This is a genomic window from Streptomyces sp. NBC_00190, from assembly GCF_036203305.1.
GTDB lineage: Bacteria > Actinomycetota > Actinomycetes > Streptomycetales > Streptomycetaceae > Streptomyces.
In genome coordinates, this window is the sequence record NZ_CP108131.1 from 8288996 (window position 1) to 8306687 (window position 17692).

Below are 17692 nucleotides of genomic sequence, written 5' to 3' on the forward strand. Positions count from 1 at the left end.
GTTCTGGACCGTTGATGAACCGACGGAGTCCGGTGGCCGCCCATCCCGAGTGGGCCGGACGCATGATGCTCTGGCCGCCGGTCTGGGCTGCGCCGGGGCGGGCCCGGGTCGGCGCATCGCGGTGGCGGCGCACGTCCGCGCAGGTATGGCGGCAGGGGGCCGGTCCTCATCAGTCGAAGTCGATGTCGCTGTCGGGCGTGAGGTCGACGTCGCCGTCGGGCGTGAGGTCGAGGTCGGGCTCGTCGTTGCCGCCGTTGCTGTTGGGGGGTGTCCTGGTCGTCGTCTTCGAGGCCCTGCTGGTAGTCGGGGTCCATGAGGTCGCCGCCGTTGACGCCGGGGACGCTGTGGTCGCTGTCCTGGAGGTCGGGGTCGTGGCCGTCGTTGTGGGGGGTCTGGGTGACGTGGTGCTGTGGGGCGGTCGGTGCGGCCATGGCGGTGGCGGGGAGGGCCACGCCGGCGCCGAACAGCGTCACGGATGTGCGGCGAGCACGATACGACGGTTCCAGGAAATGCTGTTCATCGGAGTTCTCCGCGGAATATTGCAGGGTGGGCTGTTTTTCGGACCCGTATCGTCCGGGGCTTTTCCCCGGTGGGGCCTGCTTCCAATGAGCCCCTCCGCAAGGCTGCCGTCATGTCACCGGAATACGTGGCTTGACACCCGGCGTCGGCCCTGGTTCGACTGGCCGGGGCGGATGTGTGGGCCCGGACGTGCGGGTGTGCGCCCCCGTCGGGCCCACCGCACCATGACCGTGTCTGCGTACCCCGCGGCGAAGGAGACGGCCAGGCCCTCGGGCCATCACCGCCGTCGACGGCCAGCCCACCCCGAACATCGGCTCCTACTGCCAGGTCATCAACAACCGCCGCGCCGGTGCCACCGTTCCCTCCACCATCCAACGCGCAGGCCAGACCATTACCCTCCAGGCCCCCTCGACAGCTGACACACCTTCCAGCCGGGAGTCGTTGATCCGACCGGATCAGCGACTCCCGGCATGCCCCGACGATCAACAACGCCTCATGTCATCGACCGCATCTCGCGTCGTCTCCCACTGACGTTCTGAGGTTCTGGCACGGGAAGCGAAGCGGTGACTGACGGTGTCGTGCGGTGGTCGGCGCCGATCGGCCGACGCTCGACGACCTGGCTGTGGCAGGGGCGCTCGAAGAGTCGGAGCCGGGCATCAGGCCGGCGGGGTTGATGTCGAGGCGCTGGGCGAGTTCGGGCAGGACGGGGAGGTCGGGGAGTTCTTCGAGATCGATCTGTTGCCCTGGTCGACGCCGCGGCTGAAGGACGCCGCTGCGGCTGTGGGCCACCCGGAACTGCCGTGGGCTCGCCACACGCTCGCGTCCTTCCTGCTCCGCCAGGGCCGCTTCAGGGAATCCGTGGCCCAGTTCCGTCACGTCGACGGCTACACGCTCGGACTTCCCTGGCACTACCAGGCGTTTCCGAGGCTCTCCTACCGCTCCCACCGCACGCGGGCGATGTGGGGAGCCCTGCTCCTGCGCCGCTGATCCATGCAGGTGCCGAGCGAGGGCGGACACACTCCGCGGAAGAGGGCCGGCCGCTGCCCTGTCCCAGGCTAGCGGGGCCGCTCCCGTCCGGGCATTGCGCCCCGGCGCACCACACAGACGTCGGCTGAGCAACGAGCGCTGACAGAGCCGCCCCGACCACAGCCGCCGCTTCATCAACCACACCCTCAAGTTGCACACCGGCACCTGAGCGAACCACGGCTCGCCACCAAGTGGCCCAACCTCGCGGTCCGCGGGAAACGTCCCGGTAGATTCCCGAGGGAGCCGTATCCATCAGGGACGCCCGGCCATGTATGACCTCGGCTGCGTGGGCCTACGGCGTGGAGGGCCACAATGAGGGTGCCGAACATGGGCGACGAGCAACAGGCTCCGCCGACACCCGACGAAATCCAAGCCAAGGTCGGAAAGCGCCTGGACGACGTCGCCAAGATCCTGGCCGGTGCGCTGATCACCGTTGCCGGGATCATGACAACTCTCGGGCTGTCCAGCGACATCGTGTTCGTCGCCCTCAACAACGAGTCATGGCCGATCTACGTGGCCTCGCTCTGCGCCATCCTCGCCATCGTCTGCAGCATCGTCGCCCTGCTCGTCCACCCCACGCGGCGGGGCAATCTGTGGGAGACCGGCGTTCTCGTCCTCGGAGTCATCTTCTACATGGTGGCTCTCAGCGTGGCAGTGATCGGCGCGGCCAAGGCCGCCGGCGGGAACGGACGGCCCACCATCACCAACGTCAAGATCGAAGGCCCGCGGTCCCATCTGCGAGTGACCTTCGATGTCCACGCCAACGGCGTGGAGACATGGGCCACCATCCAGGTGTTCGTGACCCCCATGCGGGCCGACTTGGCCACGCCCGTCCAAGACTCGGTCGACGACTATTCAAGTGAGCTCAGACCTGACGACGAAGGCGCGGTCGAGCAACGCGTCAGCATGCCAATGGCACTGCCACCACAGGCGGGGGGCATCAGCATCGTCGCCCTCAACGCGGGCGACGGAACCGACGACGTGTGTAACGCACGCACCCAGCGCGGGCCGACCTGCACGTACATCCGCATCCCGTAAGGCGGGAACCCGAGGGGTTCCTCACCCAGGCCGTGGAGCCCTCCTGCCGGGACACCGGCCGACTGCATGCACGTGCGCCACCGATCCGCCGCGGCACTGGGCCGCCTTCCGCGACCCGCCGACCAGACCGGTCACGCGGCCACCGTCAGTCACCTCTTCACGCTTCCCGTGCCAGAGCCCGTTCTGACGTCGTCCGCCAGCAGGGTGGTCCGTGACGGGGTGGCATACGCCGGCCCGGGGGAGGCGTGCGTGTGCAAGCGGCACGCCTGCGTCGGCATCGGCTCCATCTTCTGGTGGAGTGAGCACAGGACCGCGGCCGAGCCGGTCATGGAGTGGCACCCCGGCGGCGGGATCCGCTGCAGAGAACTCGCCCAGCGCTGACTTCCGCCGCGCGACGGCGTGCCGCTGCGCCGCCCGACGGAGACGGCGCCGTTCCCTTCGGAACACCGCGTCGCCGCGGCAGCGCCCCGGCGCGCTCACCGGCAGGCAATCCGCGTCCTGGCCGCCGCCGTACGAGACTGTTTCAACCTGTCTATCGAGGTCAGCGGCGTTGAGCCGGGAGTCCGGCGAACCCCTCCCGTTCGCGGAACAGGCACAGTCACGGAAGCGCGAACGGAGGTGCCGGGCCGCTCGGTGCGCCTGCCGTGCGAGTCTGGTTGACCGTCATCAGCGCAGCCCGGACGTCCGCTCTTGCCGGTGCCGAGTATCAGCTGCCAGCTCGGCGAGCCCGAGGTTCGGGCTAGTACTGCAACGGTCTTTGTCGTGGTGGTTTGTTGGTTTCTGGTGGGGTGTGGCCGCGTCGTTTGTAGTGGCTGATGCGGGCTTGGTGTTGTCGTCTGCGGCGCCAGTGTGACCAGTGCAGGATGTGGTCGATGCTCGGGCGTGGGCGCCGATGGCGAGGGCCATGCGGCGGTGCCAGCCGTCGTAGCGGCGGACCTGGTAGTCGTCCAGGCCGCACTCCTGCTTCGCGGTCTGGAAGCATTCCATTCCTCGACCGCCCACCGGCTGCCCGCGATGTGGATCAGCTCGTCCAGTGATGCCTTTGGAGAAACCGTAGTCGGCGTCCGCGGTCACCCACCCGAACGAGATCCGGTCCGCGCTCGCCCGGCGGATCAGGGCCTTGGCCATCACCACTTTCGTCTCGAAGCGGACCGTGTCCTCGATACCGGCGGCCCGGAACCGGTCGCGGTCGTCCGTCCACGAGGTGGGCAGATGCAGATGCAGACGCCGGTCGATCAACGTGCGGCCGTGACTGTCGGCATAGGCGAGGAAAACTCCGATCTGGGAGTTGTCCCGAGGTGCTCGATTACGTAGTCCCTCACGTCGTCCAGGACCTGATCGGCGTCCAAGTCGATCCGGTTCAACAGCCGGTGGATCCGGTCCGGACCGCAATCCCGGCCTCCTCGGCCAGCGCCCAGCCGTTCTTCCGCTCCAGCGGGGCGATCAGCCCGCGCACGTACGCCAACGCCGCCTCACGCGGCTCCGACCTGGAGAAACGGTGCACGAACCGCTCGTGCAAGAGTCAGAAAGCGCCTATAGCGGTCGACACAGTGTTTGGATCTGTCGGGAGGCGATGAGGCAGCAGGCCAGCTTGAGGGGGTTACGGGGTACGGGCCGGGAAGGTGAAGGTGTAGCCCTGGGCTGAGAGCCAGGGCAGGTAGCGGGTCAGCGCGGCGACGGTCTGTGAACGGTCGCCGCCTCCGTCGTGGAACAGCACGGTCGGCTGGGCGGGCAACTCCTTCTCGACGGCGGAGAGGATGGAGGGCAGGCCGGGCCTGCTCCAGTCTTTGGGGTCGACGCTCCAGCCGAGGGGCCGCATCCCGCTCGCGGCCGCGATCTCACGGCTCGCGGGGGTGAAGGCACCGCCCGGCGCCCGGTAGTAGTCGACGGGAACGCCAGGGGCCGCTTTCTCGATCATCTCCTTGGCCGCGAGGATCTGCCGGCTCTGGTAGGCGACGGGTTTGTGATCCATCGTGACGTCGTGGTCCACGGAGTGGTCGCACAGCCGGTGTCCGGCGGCGGCGACCTGGCGGACCAGCTCCGGGTGAGCCTGGGCCTTGGTGCCGATCATGCAGAAGGTGGCCTTGACCTTGTTGCGCCGCAGCACCTCCAGCACCTGCGGGGTCCAGCGGGGGTCGGGGCCGTCGTCGATCGTGATGGCGATGTCGTGGCCCGCTCCCTGAGCGAGGCGGGATATCCCGGCCGGCACCTGCGCGATCGCCGCCTCCGGCGCCTGCGGCCGCGCCTGTGCGGACCCGGAGCGCGAAGCGGCGGACTGGCCTCCGTTGCCGCCGGTCGCGGCGAGCGCTGGTGCGCCGGCTGAGGCCAGCAGGCCCAGTACGGCCGCCGTCACGCTGAAGCGCGCCCGGCGGCGGCCTCCGGAGGTGGTGGTGCTCATGGATGCGTTCTTCCCTTGCCCTCGCGCTTCGGACTCTCGTTGCTCGTCCAGGCTAGGCGGCCGACGGTTTGTCCCTCTCAGCCGAAAGGCCCCTTTTCGCTGTTCGGGCTGTGATGGTGGTCACTCCGGCAGTGGGCGCAACGGCTGCGTGCCATTGCGGCCGACCGGGCGGGGGAGTATCAGGAGGGTGGGTGGGCCAGGTGCCCACGCTGGCCCGCCGCCGGGACCTGCCCGTGCTGTCCGGGGCATCGACCTCCGCCGGAGCACCCAGCATGGTGAACCGGCTCTTGTCGCTGCCCTCACCTGCAATGGACACCGCGAAGTACTGGACCACCGGCCCTGCCACCGCTGTCGACGGGCTGCTCGTGGTCCCTCGGTTTCACTGCGGTCCGCGATCGCGCCCACCACGACCGTCCACATGCCCTCGCGCAGTAGAAAGCGGCGGGGTGACTGCGATCGGGTAGTCCCCGGAGCGGGAGCCGGAGCCGGGCCAGATGCAGGCGAAGGGGATCAGTGCCGGTGCAACCGGCGGCCCGCCGCGCCCTCCGGTGGAGGGGGCGGCGGGCCGCTCGCTGCATCGCGCGGGCATCTAGGGAAGGGTGCAGACGACCAACGGCGTCGCGGTTGCTGTGGCGGTGCCGGTGTTCTTCACACCGATCACCCAGCCCCGGTCGGTCGGGGCCGAGTCGGTGATGAAGGTGAGTGAGCTGCTGGTGCGGCCGCCTCCCCCGGTGGGCACGCCCGACGGACAGTCCACCTGGGCTTAGCTGAAACCTCCCGGGGGGATGGACACGGTCGGGCCCTGGGACTGGGGGTGGGGGCCCATTGCCGCCGCGGCACCGGTGCTGGCGGGGAAAGCGGGCTTGGGCGGATCGTTCCTGGAGCCCAGTGCATTGGCGGCGGTCACGCCGCTGGCGAGGAGCACGATGGCGGCCGTGGCGGCCAGGGCGAGGGGGTGGATGGATTTCATGCTGGCGTTCTCCGGGCACTCGATGTTCGGGACAGCCTTGGGCTTCCACATCCCGCCCGGTGATCCACCCGGTAACTCGTTCAGGTCAAGAGGAAACGTATATGCGTATGTCGAAAGAGTGAACCCTGCTTCGCGCGGTCACGGGTGCGCTGGCTGTATCGCCCACGAGCGCCGTCGACAGGCCGGCAGCGAGGGTGATGTTCTTGGTCTGGCGAGCGGGTCGCAGGTCTGCGATCTCCGGGGTGGTGACCGTGGTGGTGAGGTAGCGGAGTACTTCCCGGGCGATGCCCGTTTGCCGCCCACAGAAGGAACGCTTGCTTGCAGCGCCGTGTGCGCGGATGGACGGCTCTGACACGTTGACTCGGCCCAAGCGGCAGCGCGCTCCGTCCGCTGCGCTTGGGGCACTGTCGGTGGCAGGGGAGAGGATGCCGGTACGACACTGCTGCCGATCACCGCGCCCGCGTCCCTGTTGGACGCCCACCGCCTCGACCCCGAAGCCGGCGGATGGGATTCAGGGCTGACCACGCAGTGGCCGCACGCCTGCGCCTCGCCGAAGCAGCCGTCCCATTCACCAGCGTGCATGCCCTGGACGTCGGCTCCTGGCCCGCCACGGACTGGTCGGTCACCCACCCGGCGCCCGGCCCGGCCCGTCAGGGGCGCACGAGTAGAGGGGCCCCGGCGGGAGGGTTCGCCGAGGCTCTTCTCGTGGTGGCCGAGGTCCGGGATGGGGCTTGTAGCCCACGTTGCTCGCGGAGGAGCCACGTGACCGCGTGACGCGGGGTATGCCACAACATTGGCGTCGTGGTCAGGTCCTCCCCAGTTCCGGGGGTTTGCGCGACTAGCCTCCGCATCATGCTGCGTATCGCTGACACAGGCACCGGCCGCCTCGTGGAAATTCCTTCCGCACACCGTCACCTGTTGCGCATCTGCGTCCACCTGCCGGTCACCGACACCCGGATCGGCACGGTGCACCTGCGGGCGCCCCTGCTCGGCGACGTCCTGGCACGTACCGCGGAGCTGCACGGTCTGGCGTCCCAGACGGTCCTCACCACGCCAGACCTGCCGCATGAGCAAGCCCAGGCGCTCGATCGCGCCATGTCCGATCTCGGTATCCACCCGCCCGCCACCGTCGGTGTTCACGATCTGACCGACTCGCTTTGCGACGCTGCCGATGTGCACGTGCTCGCTCACGGCACCCCCAGACAGGACACCGCCGACGGGGTCTGGATCTACGTGGGCCGGCTCAGCCCAGCACCCCCGGACGAGGGCGTCCCCGTCCGTGGAGGTCTCCTCGCCTCCGGTCTCTTGGAGGCTTTCGCCCCGGAGGGGACCGATCCGCTGGCTGTGCGGATGCTGCTGCTCGGCCACGCCTACCGCACGCCGGTCACGGTGACCAGCTCCGCGCTCGCCGAGGCCCGGCGGACGCTGGGGCACTGGCGGCAACAGGTGGCCGAGTGGGCGCAGGAGCCGTCCAGGCCGATCCCTGCCGACGTCCTGCGGCAGGCGCATGCCGCACTCGCCGATGATCTCGGCGTTCACGCCGTCCTGGACATGCTGGTCGGCGTGGCGGGGCGCGCCGACGTGCCGGCCGGAGCCAAATTCGAGACGTTCGCCTTTCTCGACCGCGTCCTCGGGCTGGACCTCGTGCGTGAGGTCGGCCGCCAGCACCGGGCGACGCCATGACTTCACGCGACTCCCGGCGCCTGGTCGTCCTGCGGCACGCCAAGTCCGCCTGGCCGGACGTGCCCGACTCCGAGCGGCCACTCGCCCCGCGCGGACGCCGGGACACGCCCCTGCGGTCGGCCGCTGGCTGCGCGAGGCCGACTGCGTTCCCGACTTGGTCGTGTGTTCCTCCACCCGCCGCACGCGCGAGACATGGGACCTCGTCGCGGCCGAGCTCGGGGCCGCCCCGCGCCGGTCATCTACGAGGCACGCCTCTACGGGGCGAGCGCCGGGGAGTTGCTCGGGGTCGTACGGGAGATCCCCGCGCAGGTGCGGACGCTGATGCTGATCGGGCACAACTCCGGCGTGCAGGAGCTGGTTCTGATGCTTGCCTGTGAGGCGGACGGCTACGTGCTGGAGCAGACCCGTACGAAGTTCCCGACGTCCGCAATCGCGGTGCTGCACGTGTCAGGGCACTGGGCGTCCCTCGAAGCAGGTGCTGCCCGGCTGACCGACATGGTCGTGCCCCGCGGCGCGAAGCCGACTGGGCGTGCTCGCGGGGGTTCCAGGCGGGTCGATCGCGGCGAGCTCGGCGGCCCGGCGGCGGGCGCGGCCCGGGTCCTCGCCCAGCCCGCCGGGGCGGCGGACGTTCGTGAGCCATTGCCCGAGGGCGAGGTCGAGGACGGCTGCCCCCGCGGTACGGCCAGGGTCCCGTGCAGCTCGTGATACGCGCGGGCGGCGACGATGTCGGTTTTGAAGCCGGCGTCGGCGGTGTCCCACGATCCCGAGCTCTTCCAGCTCGGCCGCGTGTTCGCCACTGATGGTCCCAGAGATAGGGGCACCCGCGTGCGGCCGTTCAGTTCACCGGGATGATGTCGGGCGCGCCGAGCCGCACCGCGTCGGCGGTCCGGTCGTCCGGCTGCTGCTGGGCCTCGCGCTCGGCGGCCACGCGCTTGAGGTAGTGGTCGACCTCGCGGTCCTGGTGCGCCCGGTCCCATCCCAGGTGGGGCGCCATCAGCTGGGCCACGGTCGGCGCCGCGTCCACCCCGCGGTCCCAGGACTCGATGGAGATCCGGGTGCGCCGGGCGAGGACGTCCTCCAGGTGGCGGGCTCCCTCGTGGGTCACCGCGTACACGGCCTCGACCCTCAGGTAGTCGTCGGAGCTCGGCAGTGCCTCGCCGAGCGCGGGGTCGGCCGCCACCAGGGCGAGCAGCTCGGGCGCCAGGGAGCCGTAGCGGTTCAGGAGGTGCTCGATGCGGGCGACATGGAGCCCGGAGCCCTCGGCAAGCCGGTGCCGCGAGTTCCACAGCGCCGGGTAGCCGTCGGCGCCCAGCAGCGGAACGCGGTGCGTGACGCAGTCGGGGACCTTCTCGTCCAGGGCGCGGGCGGCCTCGTCGACCGCGTCCTTGGCCATCACCCGGTACGTGGTGTACTTGCCGCCCGCCACCACGACGAGTCCGGGCACAGGATGGGCGACGAGGTGCTCCCGGGACAGCTTGCTGGTCTCCGCCGCCTCGCCCGACAGCAGGGGGCGCAGGCCGGCGTAGACGCCCTCGACGTCCTCGGGGACCAGGGGGGTGGCCAGGACGCTGTTGACGTGTTCCAGCAGGTAGGTGACGTCCTTGGAGCTGAGGGCGGGGTGGGCCTTGTCGAGTGTCCAGTCCGTGTCGGTGGTCCCGATGATCCAGTGCCGGCCCCAGGGGATGACGAACAGCACGCTCTTCTCGGTGCGCAGGATCAGACCGGTGCGGGAGTTGATGCGGTCACGGGGGACGAGCAGGTGGACGCCCTTGGAGGCGCGGACGTGGAACTGGCCGCGGGTGCCGGCCATGGCCTGGGTGTCGTCCGTCCACACCCCGGTCGCGTTGATGACCTGCTTGGCCCGCACTTCCGTCTCGTCGCCGCTCTCCAGGTCCGTGACGACGGCGCCGACCACCCGCTCGCCCTGTCGCAGGAAGCGGCTGACGCGGGTGCGGTTGGCGGTCAGCGCCCCGTACGAGGCGGCCGTGCGGGCGAGGAACAGGGTGTGCCGGGCGTCGTCGACCTGGGCGTCCCAGTACTGGATGGCGCCCACCAGGGCGTCGGAGCGCAGGGCAGGCGCCTCGCGCAGGGCCCGGTGCCTGCTCAGGTGGCGGTGGTGGGGCAGGCCTCCGGAGGTGCCGGAGGCCCGGGCCATCGCGTCGTACAGCAGCACGCCGCTGCCGACGTACGGGCGCTCCGTGACGCGGTGTTGCAGGGGGTAGAGGAATGGCACCGGACGTACCAGGTGGGGGGCGAGGAACCGGAGCATGAGGCCCCGTTCCTTGAGGGCTTCGGCGACGAGGCGGAAGTCGAGCATCTCCAGGTAGCGCAGGCCGCCGTGGATGAGTTTGCTGGAGCGGCTGGACGTACCCGAGGCCCAGTCGCGGGCTTCGACGAGACCGACGCTCAGGCCCCGGGTGGCGGCGTCCAGGGCAGCCCCGCTGCCGACGACGCCGCCTCCGACGACGAGGACGTCGAGCTCGCCCTGTCCCATGCCGGCGAGGGCCTGCGTGCGGGCTTGGGGCGAGAGGGCCACCGGATCGACCATGGTCTCCTCCTCAGTGCTGCGGGCGCGCGCGGCCGGAACCTATTCGACCTTGGCCCAGTCGAGCGTGCGCTCCACCGCCCGCTTCCAGCCCTCGTACCCTTCGGTGCGCCGTTCCTCCGACCACTCGGGGTTCCAGCGCTTGGACTCCTGCCAGTGGGTGCGCAGTTCGTCCGTGTCCCGCCAGAAGCCGGTGGCGAGCCCGGCCGCGTAGGCGGCGCCGAGCGCGGTCGTCTCGGCGACTACCGGACGGCTGACCGGTACGCCGAGGACATCGGCCTGGGTCTGCATGCAGAGGTCGTTGGCCGTCACTCCGCCGTCGACCTTGAGCACGTCGAGGTGGACGCCGGAGTCCTGCTCCATGGCTTCCACCACGTCGCGGGTCTGGTAGCAGATCGCCTCCAGGGTGGCTCGCGCCAGGTGGCCGTTGTCGTGATAGCGGGCCAGGCCGACGATCGCGCCGCGGGCGTCGGAGCGCCAGTACGGGGCGAACAGGCCGGAGAAGGCGGGGACGAAGTAGATGCCGCCGCTGTCCTCGACGGTGCTCGCCAGGCGCTCGCTCTCGGCGGCGTCGCTGATGATCTTCAGCTGGTCGCGCAGCCATTGCACGGCGGAGCCGGTGACCGCGATGGATCCTTCGAGGGCGTAGATCGCGGGGTTGTCGCCGAACTGGTACGCCACGGTGGTCAGGAGGCCGTGCTGCGAGCGGACCAGTTCCGTCCCGGTGTTGAGCACCAGGAAGTTGCCGGTTCCGTACGTGTTCTTCGCCTCGCCGGGCGCGTAGCAGACCTGCCCGACGGTGGCCGCCTGCTGGTCGCCGAGGACACCGGTGATGGGAATGGCCTCGCGCAGCGGCCGGGAGGTGCGGGTGTGTCCGTACGCCTCCGGGTGGGAGGACGGGTTGATGGTGGGCAGCATGGCCCGGGGTACGCCGAAGAAGCCGAGCAGTTCGTCGTCCCAGTCGAGGGTCTCCAGGTCCATGAGCATGGTGCGGCTGGCGTTGGTGACGTCGGTGGCGTGGACACCGCCATCGGGTCCGCCGGTGAGGTTCCACAGCACCCAGCAGTCGGTGTTGCCGAAGAGGGCGTGGCCCTGCTCGGCGGCCTCGCGCACGCCGTCGACGTTCTCCAGGATCCATTGGATCTTGCCGCCGGAGAAGTAGGTGGCCGGCGGCAGCCCCGCTTTACGGCGGATGACGTCGCCCTGGCCGCCGCGTTCCAGTGCAGCGGCGATGGAGTCGGTACGGGTGTCCTGCCAGACGATGGCGTTGTAGTACGGGCGGCCGGTGCGGGGGTCCCAGACAACGGTCGTCTCGCGCTGGTTGGTGATGCCGACGGCCGCCAGGTCGGAGGCGTCGAGGTTTCCGTGCCGGAGGGCGTTCTGGATCACCGAGTTGGTGCGTTCCCAGATCTCCACCGGGTCGTGTTCGACCCACCCCGAGCGCGGGAGGATCTGGGAGTGCTCCAGCTGGTGCCGCGCCACCTCGTTGCCGGAGTGGTCGAAGATCATGAAACGGGTGCTCGTGGTCCCCTGGTCCACTGCGCCGACGAAGTCAGCCATGGGGTGCCGCCTCCTCTTGGGATGCCGTGTGTGGGGCTGTCGTCCGGGACGGGACGGGCGGTGTCCGCCCGCCCCGGATCAGGTCAGCTCTCGTCCGGTGCCGGGACGCGTCCGGGAGGCTCCGGTTCGGCGGTCGGCAGGAACCGGCCGATGAGCAACTTGTAGATACCCGCTCCCAGCACACCGCCGATGAACGGGCCGATGATCGGCACCCAGAAGTAGAAGTTGCCGTACTGATCTCTCCATGCCGTGCCGTATCCGGTGAGGAAGCTGGCCAGACGGGGGCCGAGGTCACGGGCCGGGTTGATCGCGTACCCGGCGTTCGTACCCCAAGCCATGCCGATCGCCACGACGATCAGGCCGACGATGAACGGGGCCAGGTTGGCGCCGGGAGGTGTGCCCAGCAGGTCCGTGACCGCGAAGATCAGCAGGAGCAGGATCGCGGTGCCGATGATCTGGTCCCGCAGTGCGCCCCACTCGGTCACCGGCAGGTTCGGGTTTCCGTTGGCCGGGAGCGTGGAGAAGACACCCTGGGTCTTGATGGTGTGGCCGGGGTCGGCCTTCGCCAGTGCCTCGGTGTAGTTCCAGCGGACGATCAGGGCGGCAACGAAGGCTCCGGCGAGCTGGGCCAGTGCGTAGGGGGCCACCCTGCTCCACGGGAAGCCCTTGAAAGTGGCCAGGGCGACGGTCACCGCGGGATTGAGGTGGGCGCCGCTCAGCCGTGCCGCGACGTAGACGCCCAGGGTCACGCCGAGACCCCAGGCCCAGGCGATGCTGTCGTGGTTTCCGAGGCCGCCTGCCGGGTCCGTCAGGGCTCCGCCGGCTACCACCTGGGCCACGACACCACAGCCGAAGAGGATGAGAATCATGGTGCCTGCGAATTCTGCCGAGAGTTCGCCGACCAGCCCTGATGCTTTGAGGCGCTCCTTCATGGGTGCCCGCTTCCCGCCGGTCCGAAGACCGGCATTCGACTGCCCCGAGCCCCCGGTTCAGCGTAAGACGGGTCGCCCGAACCGGAAAGGCGAGGGCGGTCCGTCCCGTGGAGGCCGGTGCCCGCTTCGGGTTTCCCGGTCCTTCTCCGAGGCGGTCGTCCCAGTTCTCGCGGATGTCCGCGGCATGGCAGCACACTGTTCGTATGGCGTGCCCTCGCGGACGCGCCTGCCCGGCGTCCGGTGATCGGTGCTCCGTGACGGCGCCGGACCGCTCACCCGTCGGCTCCGACCGGGAGGCACACGATGAAGATGCTGATCAACAGTCCCCAGACCGTGGTCGCGGACGCCCTGCGGGGGCTGGCCGCCGCCCACCCCGAGCTGGACGTGGACGCCGAGGCCCGGGTCGTCGTACGGCGGGACGCGCGGCAGGGCGGGCGGGTCGGTCTCGTCTCCGGTGGCGGCTCCGGACACGAGCCCTTGCACGCCGGCTTCGTCGGACACGGAATGCTGTCCGCCGCCTGTCCGGGCGAGGTGTTCACTTCCCCCGTGCCCGACCAGATGGTGCGGGCGGCCAAGGCCGTGGACTCCGGGCAGGGGGTGCTGTTCGTCGTCAAGAATTACACCGGGGACGTCCTGAACTTCGACATGGCCGCCGAGCTCGCCGAGGAGGACGGCATCCGGGTCGAGCGGGTGCTGGTCAACGACGACGTCGCCGTGACCGACAGCCTCTACACCGCTGGGCGCCGCGGCACCGGGGCCACGCTCTTCGTCGAGAAGATCGCCGGGGCGGCGGCCGAGGAGGGCGCGCCGCTGGAGCAGGTCGCCGCACTCGCCCGGCAGGTCAACGAGGCCTCGGGCAGCTTCGGCGTGGCGCTGAGCGCCTGCACCACCCCCGCAAAGGGCGGTCCCACCTTCGACCTGCCGGACGGCGAGCTGGAGCTGGGCATCGGGATCCACGGGGAGCCGGGCCGGGAGCGGCGCCCGATGATGCCGGCGGGGGAGATCGCTGAGGTCGCGGTGGGTTCCGTGCTGGAGGACATGGCGAACGCGGCCCCTGTCGACGGGCCGGTGCTGGCCCTGGTGAACGGGATGGGCGCGACGCCGCTGCTGGAGCTGTACGGCTTCCACGCGGAGGTGGCCCGGGTGCTGGCGGCTCGGGGCGTCCCGGTGGCCCGGACCCTCGTGGGGAACTACGTCACCTCGCTGGACATGGCGGGGTGCTCGGTGACGCTGTGCCGGGCCGACGAGGAAATGCTGCGGCTGTGGGACGCGCCGGTGCAGACGGCAGCGCTGCGCTGGGGCCGCTGACCCCAGTCGGCGCTGGCGCATATCCGCCGGGCCTACTCCTGCTCACGCGCTCCGCGGGCCGAGGCCGGCACCTGGGACCACACCCTGCCCGACGGCGCCGTGATCACCGTCGGCGCCGCCCGAACAGGCTGCCCGGAGGCATTGTTCGATCCCTCCTCGATCGACCTCCGGCCACGGGGGGACGTGAGCACCAGCGCGGTCGAGCGGAAGGGCTTCGACGGAAGGCCGACCAGTACCACGTGGTCTTCCATTGATCTGCCGTCCTGGCGCCTGGCCGGCGTTGCCAGCCGGGCCACCGAACCGGGCTGGGCCGAACATGACCGGCCGGTCGCTGCCATGTAGGCGGTGATGGTGGCGGCGGCGAAGAGGGCGTTGCGGGATTCCATGGGGCGTAGCTTGGTTTTGGTGTGCGCGAGGGCGGCGGCGAGCCAGGCCGCATCGATCTGGTAGCCGACTTGTGGGAGTTCAGCGCGGTGGCGGGCGACGGCGGCCACGAGCGCGGTGTAGTCACGCAGATGGGACTCTTCGGGGATCTGCTGCTCCTGGATTTCCAGGAGCCATCGTTCGTCGATGCGCAGGATCACAGGGAGCCGCCATCGGTGGGCGGGACGTCGCGGTCGAAGTCGGTGCGGAAGCGGGTCATGAATTTATCGGCGGCGGCGAAGAACCGGGTCCTGGGCCCGCCCAGGTCGCGTTCGATGGCCTCGGCGAGGTGGCCCGGATTGCCCGGGGTGGGACTGGCTGCGGTGGTGTCCCGGCGACAGCGGCCGGGAACCCGGCGTGCCGGCCTGCTCGACTTGTCCCGCGCGGTCCTGGACTCCGCACACGTACGGCCGCAAAATGGGGCGAACTCACAGGTCCGAGCCCCGTGGACCGTCCTTCCCGCCCCATGAGAACGGCCTCACCTCGGGCTGTCGCGGAATCGGGTGCCCCACGGCCGGGTTGCGGGCGGGGTCCTCAGAAGACCCTCAAAGGCCGTTGAGGACCGTATGGCATAGGAACGGGGTGGCACCTGCCGGCGGGGACGGGCCCGGTCGGGGGTGAGGGTGTGCGCCGATTGGTGGGGGATGGGCTTGCTGGGGTGCGGGCACTGGTGAAGGATCAGATTACGGGATGTGCGGCCTATTTATCGTGATGTCACGATTCATGGCGTGTCGTCCCGTCCCTACTCGACCTCATGAGGTGTGGCCATGGAAGACAGTCCGCTCAGCCGTCGAGCGCTGTTGTGGGGTGCTGCGGGCGCGGCGGGTACGGCTCTGGCCGCTGTCGGGCTGCCCCGGCTGATGGGGCCCGAGGAGAAGGTGAAGGCTGCGCTGCCGAGCCCCGTGCGCAAGGCCCCAGTCGCCGCCGCCGGGCCGTCTGCGACCCGGCGGCGGGAGGCCCTGTTGGACTACGCCCCCGCCGTCTGGGTCGAGGCCTCCGAGTCCAACTACACGCCCTCCGACCGTCCCGAGGCCTATCCCATCGAATACGTCGTCATTCATCTGACAACGGACCGCTTGCCGATCATGCTCGGCATGTTCCAGGACCCCGCCGAGAGGGTGTCCGCGCACTACGTGGTCAGCGCAACCGGCACGCGGATCGCCCAGTGCGTGCGCGAGCGCGACGTCGCCTGGCATTCCAACAACGTCTGGTACAACCACCGGAGCATTGGTATCGAGCACGAAGGCTGGATCGACCAGCCTGTTTACACCGACAAGATGTACGAGGCATCCGCCGTGCTCACGGCCACGATCTGCGCGAAGTACAACGTGCCGGTCGACCGGGACCACGTCCTGGGCCACGTCGAAATCCCGGAGTCCACTCACGAGGACCCCGGGGACGTGTGGAACTGGAGCAAGTACATGAAGCTCGTCGAGGCCGCCCACCGGCGCATCAGGACCTGACACCGCGTCGACCCCATCACGCGGGCTTGCCGTCGCCGTAGAGCCACGAGTCCCAGATCGAGTCGAGGTCCCGGCCGGTCTTGGCCTCCGCGTACGCGGTGAAGTCGTCCGTGGAGGCGTGGCCGTGACGGTGGCGCAGGGTCCAGCCCCGCACCAGGGTACGGAAGGCCTCGTCGCCCACGGTCTGGCGGATCCTGTGGATCACCATCGCGCCGCGCACGTACACCGGCTGGCCGGAGATGTCCGAGGCGCTCGGCGGCTCGGCGGGCGGGAAGTCCCACTCGTCGTCATCCGCAGCCTTGGCATGGTTGCGGTCGAAGTGCTCCTGGGCGCTGGCGCCGCCGTGGTCCTCGGTCCACAGCCACTCCGCATAGGTCGCGAAGCCCTCGCTGAGCCACATGTCCCGCCAGGTCCGCGGGGTGACGGAGTTGCCGAACCACTGGTGGGCCAGTTCGTGCACCACGTTGGTGGTGTGGAAGATGTCGGCCGGAATGGTCGGCCTGGTCTGGGTCTCCAGGGCGTAGGGCACATCGGCCGCCTGATCGACGATCACCCCGGCGGCGGAGAAGGGGTAGGGGCCGAACCTCCCCTCGGCCCATTCCATGATCTCGGGGAACCGGGCGAGGACCGCTCCGTCCTCGTCCACGCTCGCGGTCGTGTCCATCGCCGATACGACCGGGACGCCCGATCGGGTCCGGGAGGTCCTGATGTCGTAGCTGCCGATGGCCACGGTCGCCACATAGCTGGCCATGGCCTCGGCCTGGTGCCAGTGGAAGGTGGCGCGGTCGCCGCTGGTTCGCCGGGCAAGCAGCCGCCCGTTGGAGATCGCCTGCACCCCCTTGGGGACCGTGACGGTGATGTCGTACGAGGCCTTGTCCGAGGGGTGATGGTTGCCCGGGAACCAGGACATAGAGCCCGTCGGCTCACCGAACGCGACCGCTCCGTTGTCCGTCCTCAACCAGCCTTCGCGCCACCCGTGGTCATGGGTGATCGACTCCGGCGTGCCCGCGTAGTGCACGACGCCGCGGAAGGCGGCGCCCTTCCTGAGGTGATCGCGCAGCTGCAGGGTCAGCTCCTGCCCGTCCCGCCGAACCCGCGCCTCGCGGCCGTCGACGGTGGCGCTCAGCACCTCCATGCCGAGGAGGTCGAGATTGAAGGCGCTGAGGTCCTCGGTGGCCTTCGCTGTGATCTCCGCAGTGCCCTCGAGGCGGCCGTTGCCCGGGTCGTAGGCCAGAGTCAGGGCGTAGTGGGTGACGTCGTAGCCGCCGTTGCCGAGCTCCGGGAAGTACGGGTCACCGGCGCCTGCGGCAGCGGCGTGCCCGCCCCGGAACACCGTGCTGGCAGCCCCCCTCCGAGCAGTGTCCGCGCCGGTACGGGCACCCGCCACGCCGCCGCCACGGCCGTCGGACTCCGAGCACGCGGGGAGTGCGGCGAGTAGGCCCGCGACCGCTAAGGCTGCCAGACGTCCGGAAATCTTCACGCAGCCGATCATGACCCAGCCCCCAGGCGCCCCCGACCCCGCCACGCCGTGCGTATGACGCCGACCTGACGAAGGCCGACTTTACCGGCGCGCTCCTCAAGCGGGCGCAGCCGAAAGGGGCAAAGCTGAACGGAGCCCGCGGGCTGCCGCGTCCCTCCGCTAGATCTCTGTCGCATTCCCAGCATGTGACTCACATGCCTGATGGCGGATCAGCTGTCTGGTCTGCGCGAAAGACCCAGAACTCTAGATTTCCGGCGAGGTCGGACTTAAACGGTGCAGTCCGGAGCCACGACTGTAGAGATCTTCGAGACCACCCACCGGCGGTAGACGACACCGTGCTGAGCACA

Annotated in this window: 14 protein-coding genes and 2 pseudogenes; 7 read left to right on the forward strand and 9 right to left on the reverse strand. The window is 70.0% G+C overall.

The genetic code is table 11. The annotated features are described in order from the left end of the window. The first annotated feature begins 1299 nt into the window (after positions 1-1299). The 3 genes from OG429_RS38515 (at position 1300) to OG429_RS38525 (ending at position 2964) form a co-directional block, all read left to right on the forward strand. The gene (locus OG429_RS38515) at positions 1300-1506 is read left to right on the forward strand and encodes a hypothetical protein (protein ID WP_328929905.1); all 207 of its coding nucleotides are present in this window, start codon (positions 1300-1302) and stop codon (positions 1504-1506) included. Between the two features lie 366 nt (positions 1507-1872). After that, a complete protein-coding gene (locus tag OG429_RS38520) occupies positions 1873-2583 on the forward strand; it encodes a hypothetical protein (protein ID WP_328929906.1) in 711 nt (236 codons plus the stop codon). Positions 2584-2832: 249 nt separating this feature from the next. Then, complete coding sequence (locus OG429_RS38525) at positions 2833-2964, forward strand: hypothetical protein (protein WP_328929907.1); 132 nt, start codon at positions 2833-2835, stop codon at positions 2962-2964. A gap of 423 nt (positions 2965-3387) precedes the next feature. On the opposite strand, the pseudogene OG429_RS38530 reads toward OG429_RS38525, so the two are convergent. From OG429_RS38530 to OG429_RS38545, 4 genes and pseudogenes are all read right to left on the reverse strand, one after another. Beyond that, a pseudogene (locus OG429_RS38530) lies at positions 3388-4102 on the reverse strand (transposase); the annotation flags it as partial. An 81-nt stretch (positions 4103-4183) separates the two neighbouring features. Continuing rightward, positions 4184-4981: a polysaccharide deacetylase family protein gene (locus OG429_RS38535; protein ID WP_328929908.1), complete on the reverse strand. Its 798-nt coding sequence runs from the start codon at positions 4979-4981 to the stop codon at positions 4184-4186. 589 nt (positions 4982-5570) lie between these two features. Continuing rightward, positions 5571-5720 carry a hypothetical protein gene (locus tag OG429_RS38540; protein ID WP_328929909.1) on the reverse strand — a complete coding sequence of 50 codons (150 nt, stop codon included), beginning with the start codon at positions 5718-5720 and terminating at the stop codon, positions 5571-5573. A gap of 24 nt (positions 5721-5744) precedes the next feature. After that, on the reverse strand, positions 5745-5951 hold the full coding sequence (locus OG429_RS38545; RefSeq protein ID WP_328929910.1) for a hypothetical protein: 207 nt from the start codon (positions 5949-5951) through the stop codon (positions 5745-5747). A gap of 852 nt (positions 5952-6803) precedes the next feature. On the opposite strand from OG429_RS38545, the gene OG429_RS38550 reads away from it, so the two are divergent. Further along, positions 6804-7634 carry a hypothetical protein gene (locus tag OG429_RS38550; RefSeq protein ID WP_328929911.1) on the forward strand — a complete coding sequence of 277 codons (831 nt, stop codon included), beginning with the start codon at positions 6804-6806 and terminating at the stop codon, positions 7632-7634. Further along, a pseudogene (locus OG429_RS38555) lies at positions 7631-8153 on the forward strand (SixA phosphatase family protein); the annotation flags it as partial. The gene OG429_RS38550 and the pseudogene OG429_RS38555, both read left to right, overlap by 4 nt. A gap of 316 nt (positions 8154-8469) precedes the next feature. Here OG429_RS38555 and OG429_RS38560 read toward each other — a convergent pair. The 3 genes from OG429_RS38560 to OG429_RS38570 all read right to left on the reverse strand — a co-directional run bounded on the left by OG429_RS38560 (position 8470) and on the right by OG429_RS38570 (position 12671). Next, positions 8470-10182, reverse strand: coding sequence for a glycerol-3-phosphate dehydrogenase/oxidase (locus OG429_RS38560; RefSeq protein ID WP_328929912.1), 1713 nt, complete (start codon positions 10180-10182; stop codon positions 8470-8472). A 39-nt stretch (positions 10183-10221) separates the two neighbouring features. After that, on the reverse strand, positions 10222-11739 hold the full coding sequence (gene glpK / locus OG429_RS38565; protein WP_328929913.1) for a glycerol kinase GlpK: 1518 nt from the start codon (positions 11737-11739) through the stop codon (positions 10222-10224). Between the two features lie 83 nt (positions 11740-11822). Further along, on the reverse strand, positions 11823-12671 hold the full coding sequence (locus OG429_RS38570; RefSeq protein WP_328929914.1) for an MIP/aquaporin family protein: 849 nt from the start codon (positions 12669-12671) through the stop codon (positions 11823-11825). 303 nt (positions 12672-12974) lie between these two features. Between OG429_RS38570 and dhaK the strand changes: the two genes are divergently transcribed. After that, the gene (dhaK, locus tag OG429_RS38575) at positions 12975-13979 is read left to right on the forward strand and encodes a dihydroxyacetone kinase subunit DhaK (protein WP_328929915.1); all 1005 of its coding nucleotides are present in this window, start codon (positions 12975-12977) and stop codon (positions 13977-13979) included. Between the two features lie 32 nt (positions 13980-14011). Here dhaK and OG429_RS38580 read toward each other — a convergent pair whose 3' ends face one another. Beyond that, the gene (locus OG429_RS38580) at positions 14012-14563 is read right to left on the reverse strand and encodes a hypothetical protein (RefSeq protein ID WP_328929916.1); all 552 of its coding nucleotides are present in this window, start codon (positions 14561-14563) and stop codon (positions 14012-14014) included. Between the two features lie 606 nt (positions 14564-15169). Here OG429_RS38580 and OG429_RS38585 point away from each other — a divergent pair. Then, on the forward strand, positions 15170-15865 hold the full coding sequence (locus OG429_RS38585) for an N-acetylmuramoyl-L-alanine amidase (RefSeq protein WP_328929917.1): 696 nt from the start codon (positions 15170-15172) through the stop codon (positions 15863-15865). 16 nt (positions 15866-15881) lie between these two features. Here OG429_RS38585 and OG429_RS38590 read toward each other — a convergent pair whose 3' ends face one another. After that, positions 15882-17357, reverse strand: a complete 1476-nt coding sequence (locus OG429_RS38590; RefSeq protein ID WP_405676460.1) for a M1 family metallopeptidase — start codon at positions 17355-17357, stop codon at positions 15882-15884. Between the last annotated feature and the right edge of the window lie 335 nt (positions 17358-17692).

Bases quoted from the DNA above. Each gene is read 5' to 3' on its own strand.
- OG429_RS38560 (WP_328929912.1), bottom strand. From the start codon at position 10,182: ATGGTCGATCCGGTGGCCCTCTCGCCCCAAGCCCGCACGCAGGCCCTC.
- OG429_RS38520 (WP_328929906.1), top strand. From the start codon at position 1,873: ATGGGCGACGAGCAACAGGCTCCGCCGACACCCGACGAAATCCAAGCC.
- OG429_RS38545 (WP_328929910.1), bottom strand. From the start codon at position 5,951: ATGAAATCCATCCACCCCCTCGCCCTGGCCGCCACGGCCGCCATCGTG.
- OG429_RS38535 (WP_328929908.1), bottom strand. From the start codon at position 4,981: ATGAGCACCACCACCTCCGGAGGCCGCCGCCGGGCGCGCTTCAGCGTG.
- dhaK (WP_328929915.1), top strand. From the start codon at position 12,975: ATGAAGATGCTGATCAACAGTCCCCAGACCGTGGTCGCGGACGCCCTG.
- OG429_RS38570 (WP_328929914.1), bottom strand. From the start codon at position 12,671: ATGAAGGAGCGCCTCAAAGCATCAGGGCTGGTCGGCGAACTCTCGGCA.
- OG429_RS38585 (WP_328929917.1), top strand. From the start codon at position 15,170: ATGGAAGACAGTCCGCTCAGCCGTCGAGCGCTGTTGTGGGGTGCTGCG.
- OG429_RS38550 (WP_328929911.1), top strand. From the start codon at position 6,804: ATGCTGCGTATCGCTGACACAGGCACCGGCCGCCTCGTGGAAATTCCT.
- OG429_RS38590 (WP_405676460.1), bottom strand. From the start codon at position 17,357: ATGATCGGCTGCGTGAAGATTTCCGGACGTCTGGCAGCCTTAGCGGTC.
- glpK (WP_328929913.1), bottom strand. From the start codon at position 11,739: ATGGCTGACTTCGTCGGCGCAGTGGACCAGGGGACCACGAGCACCCGT.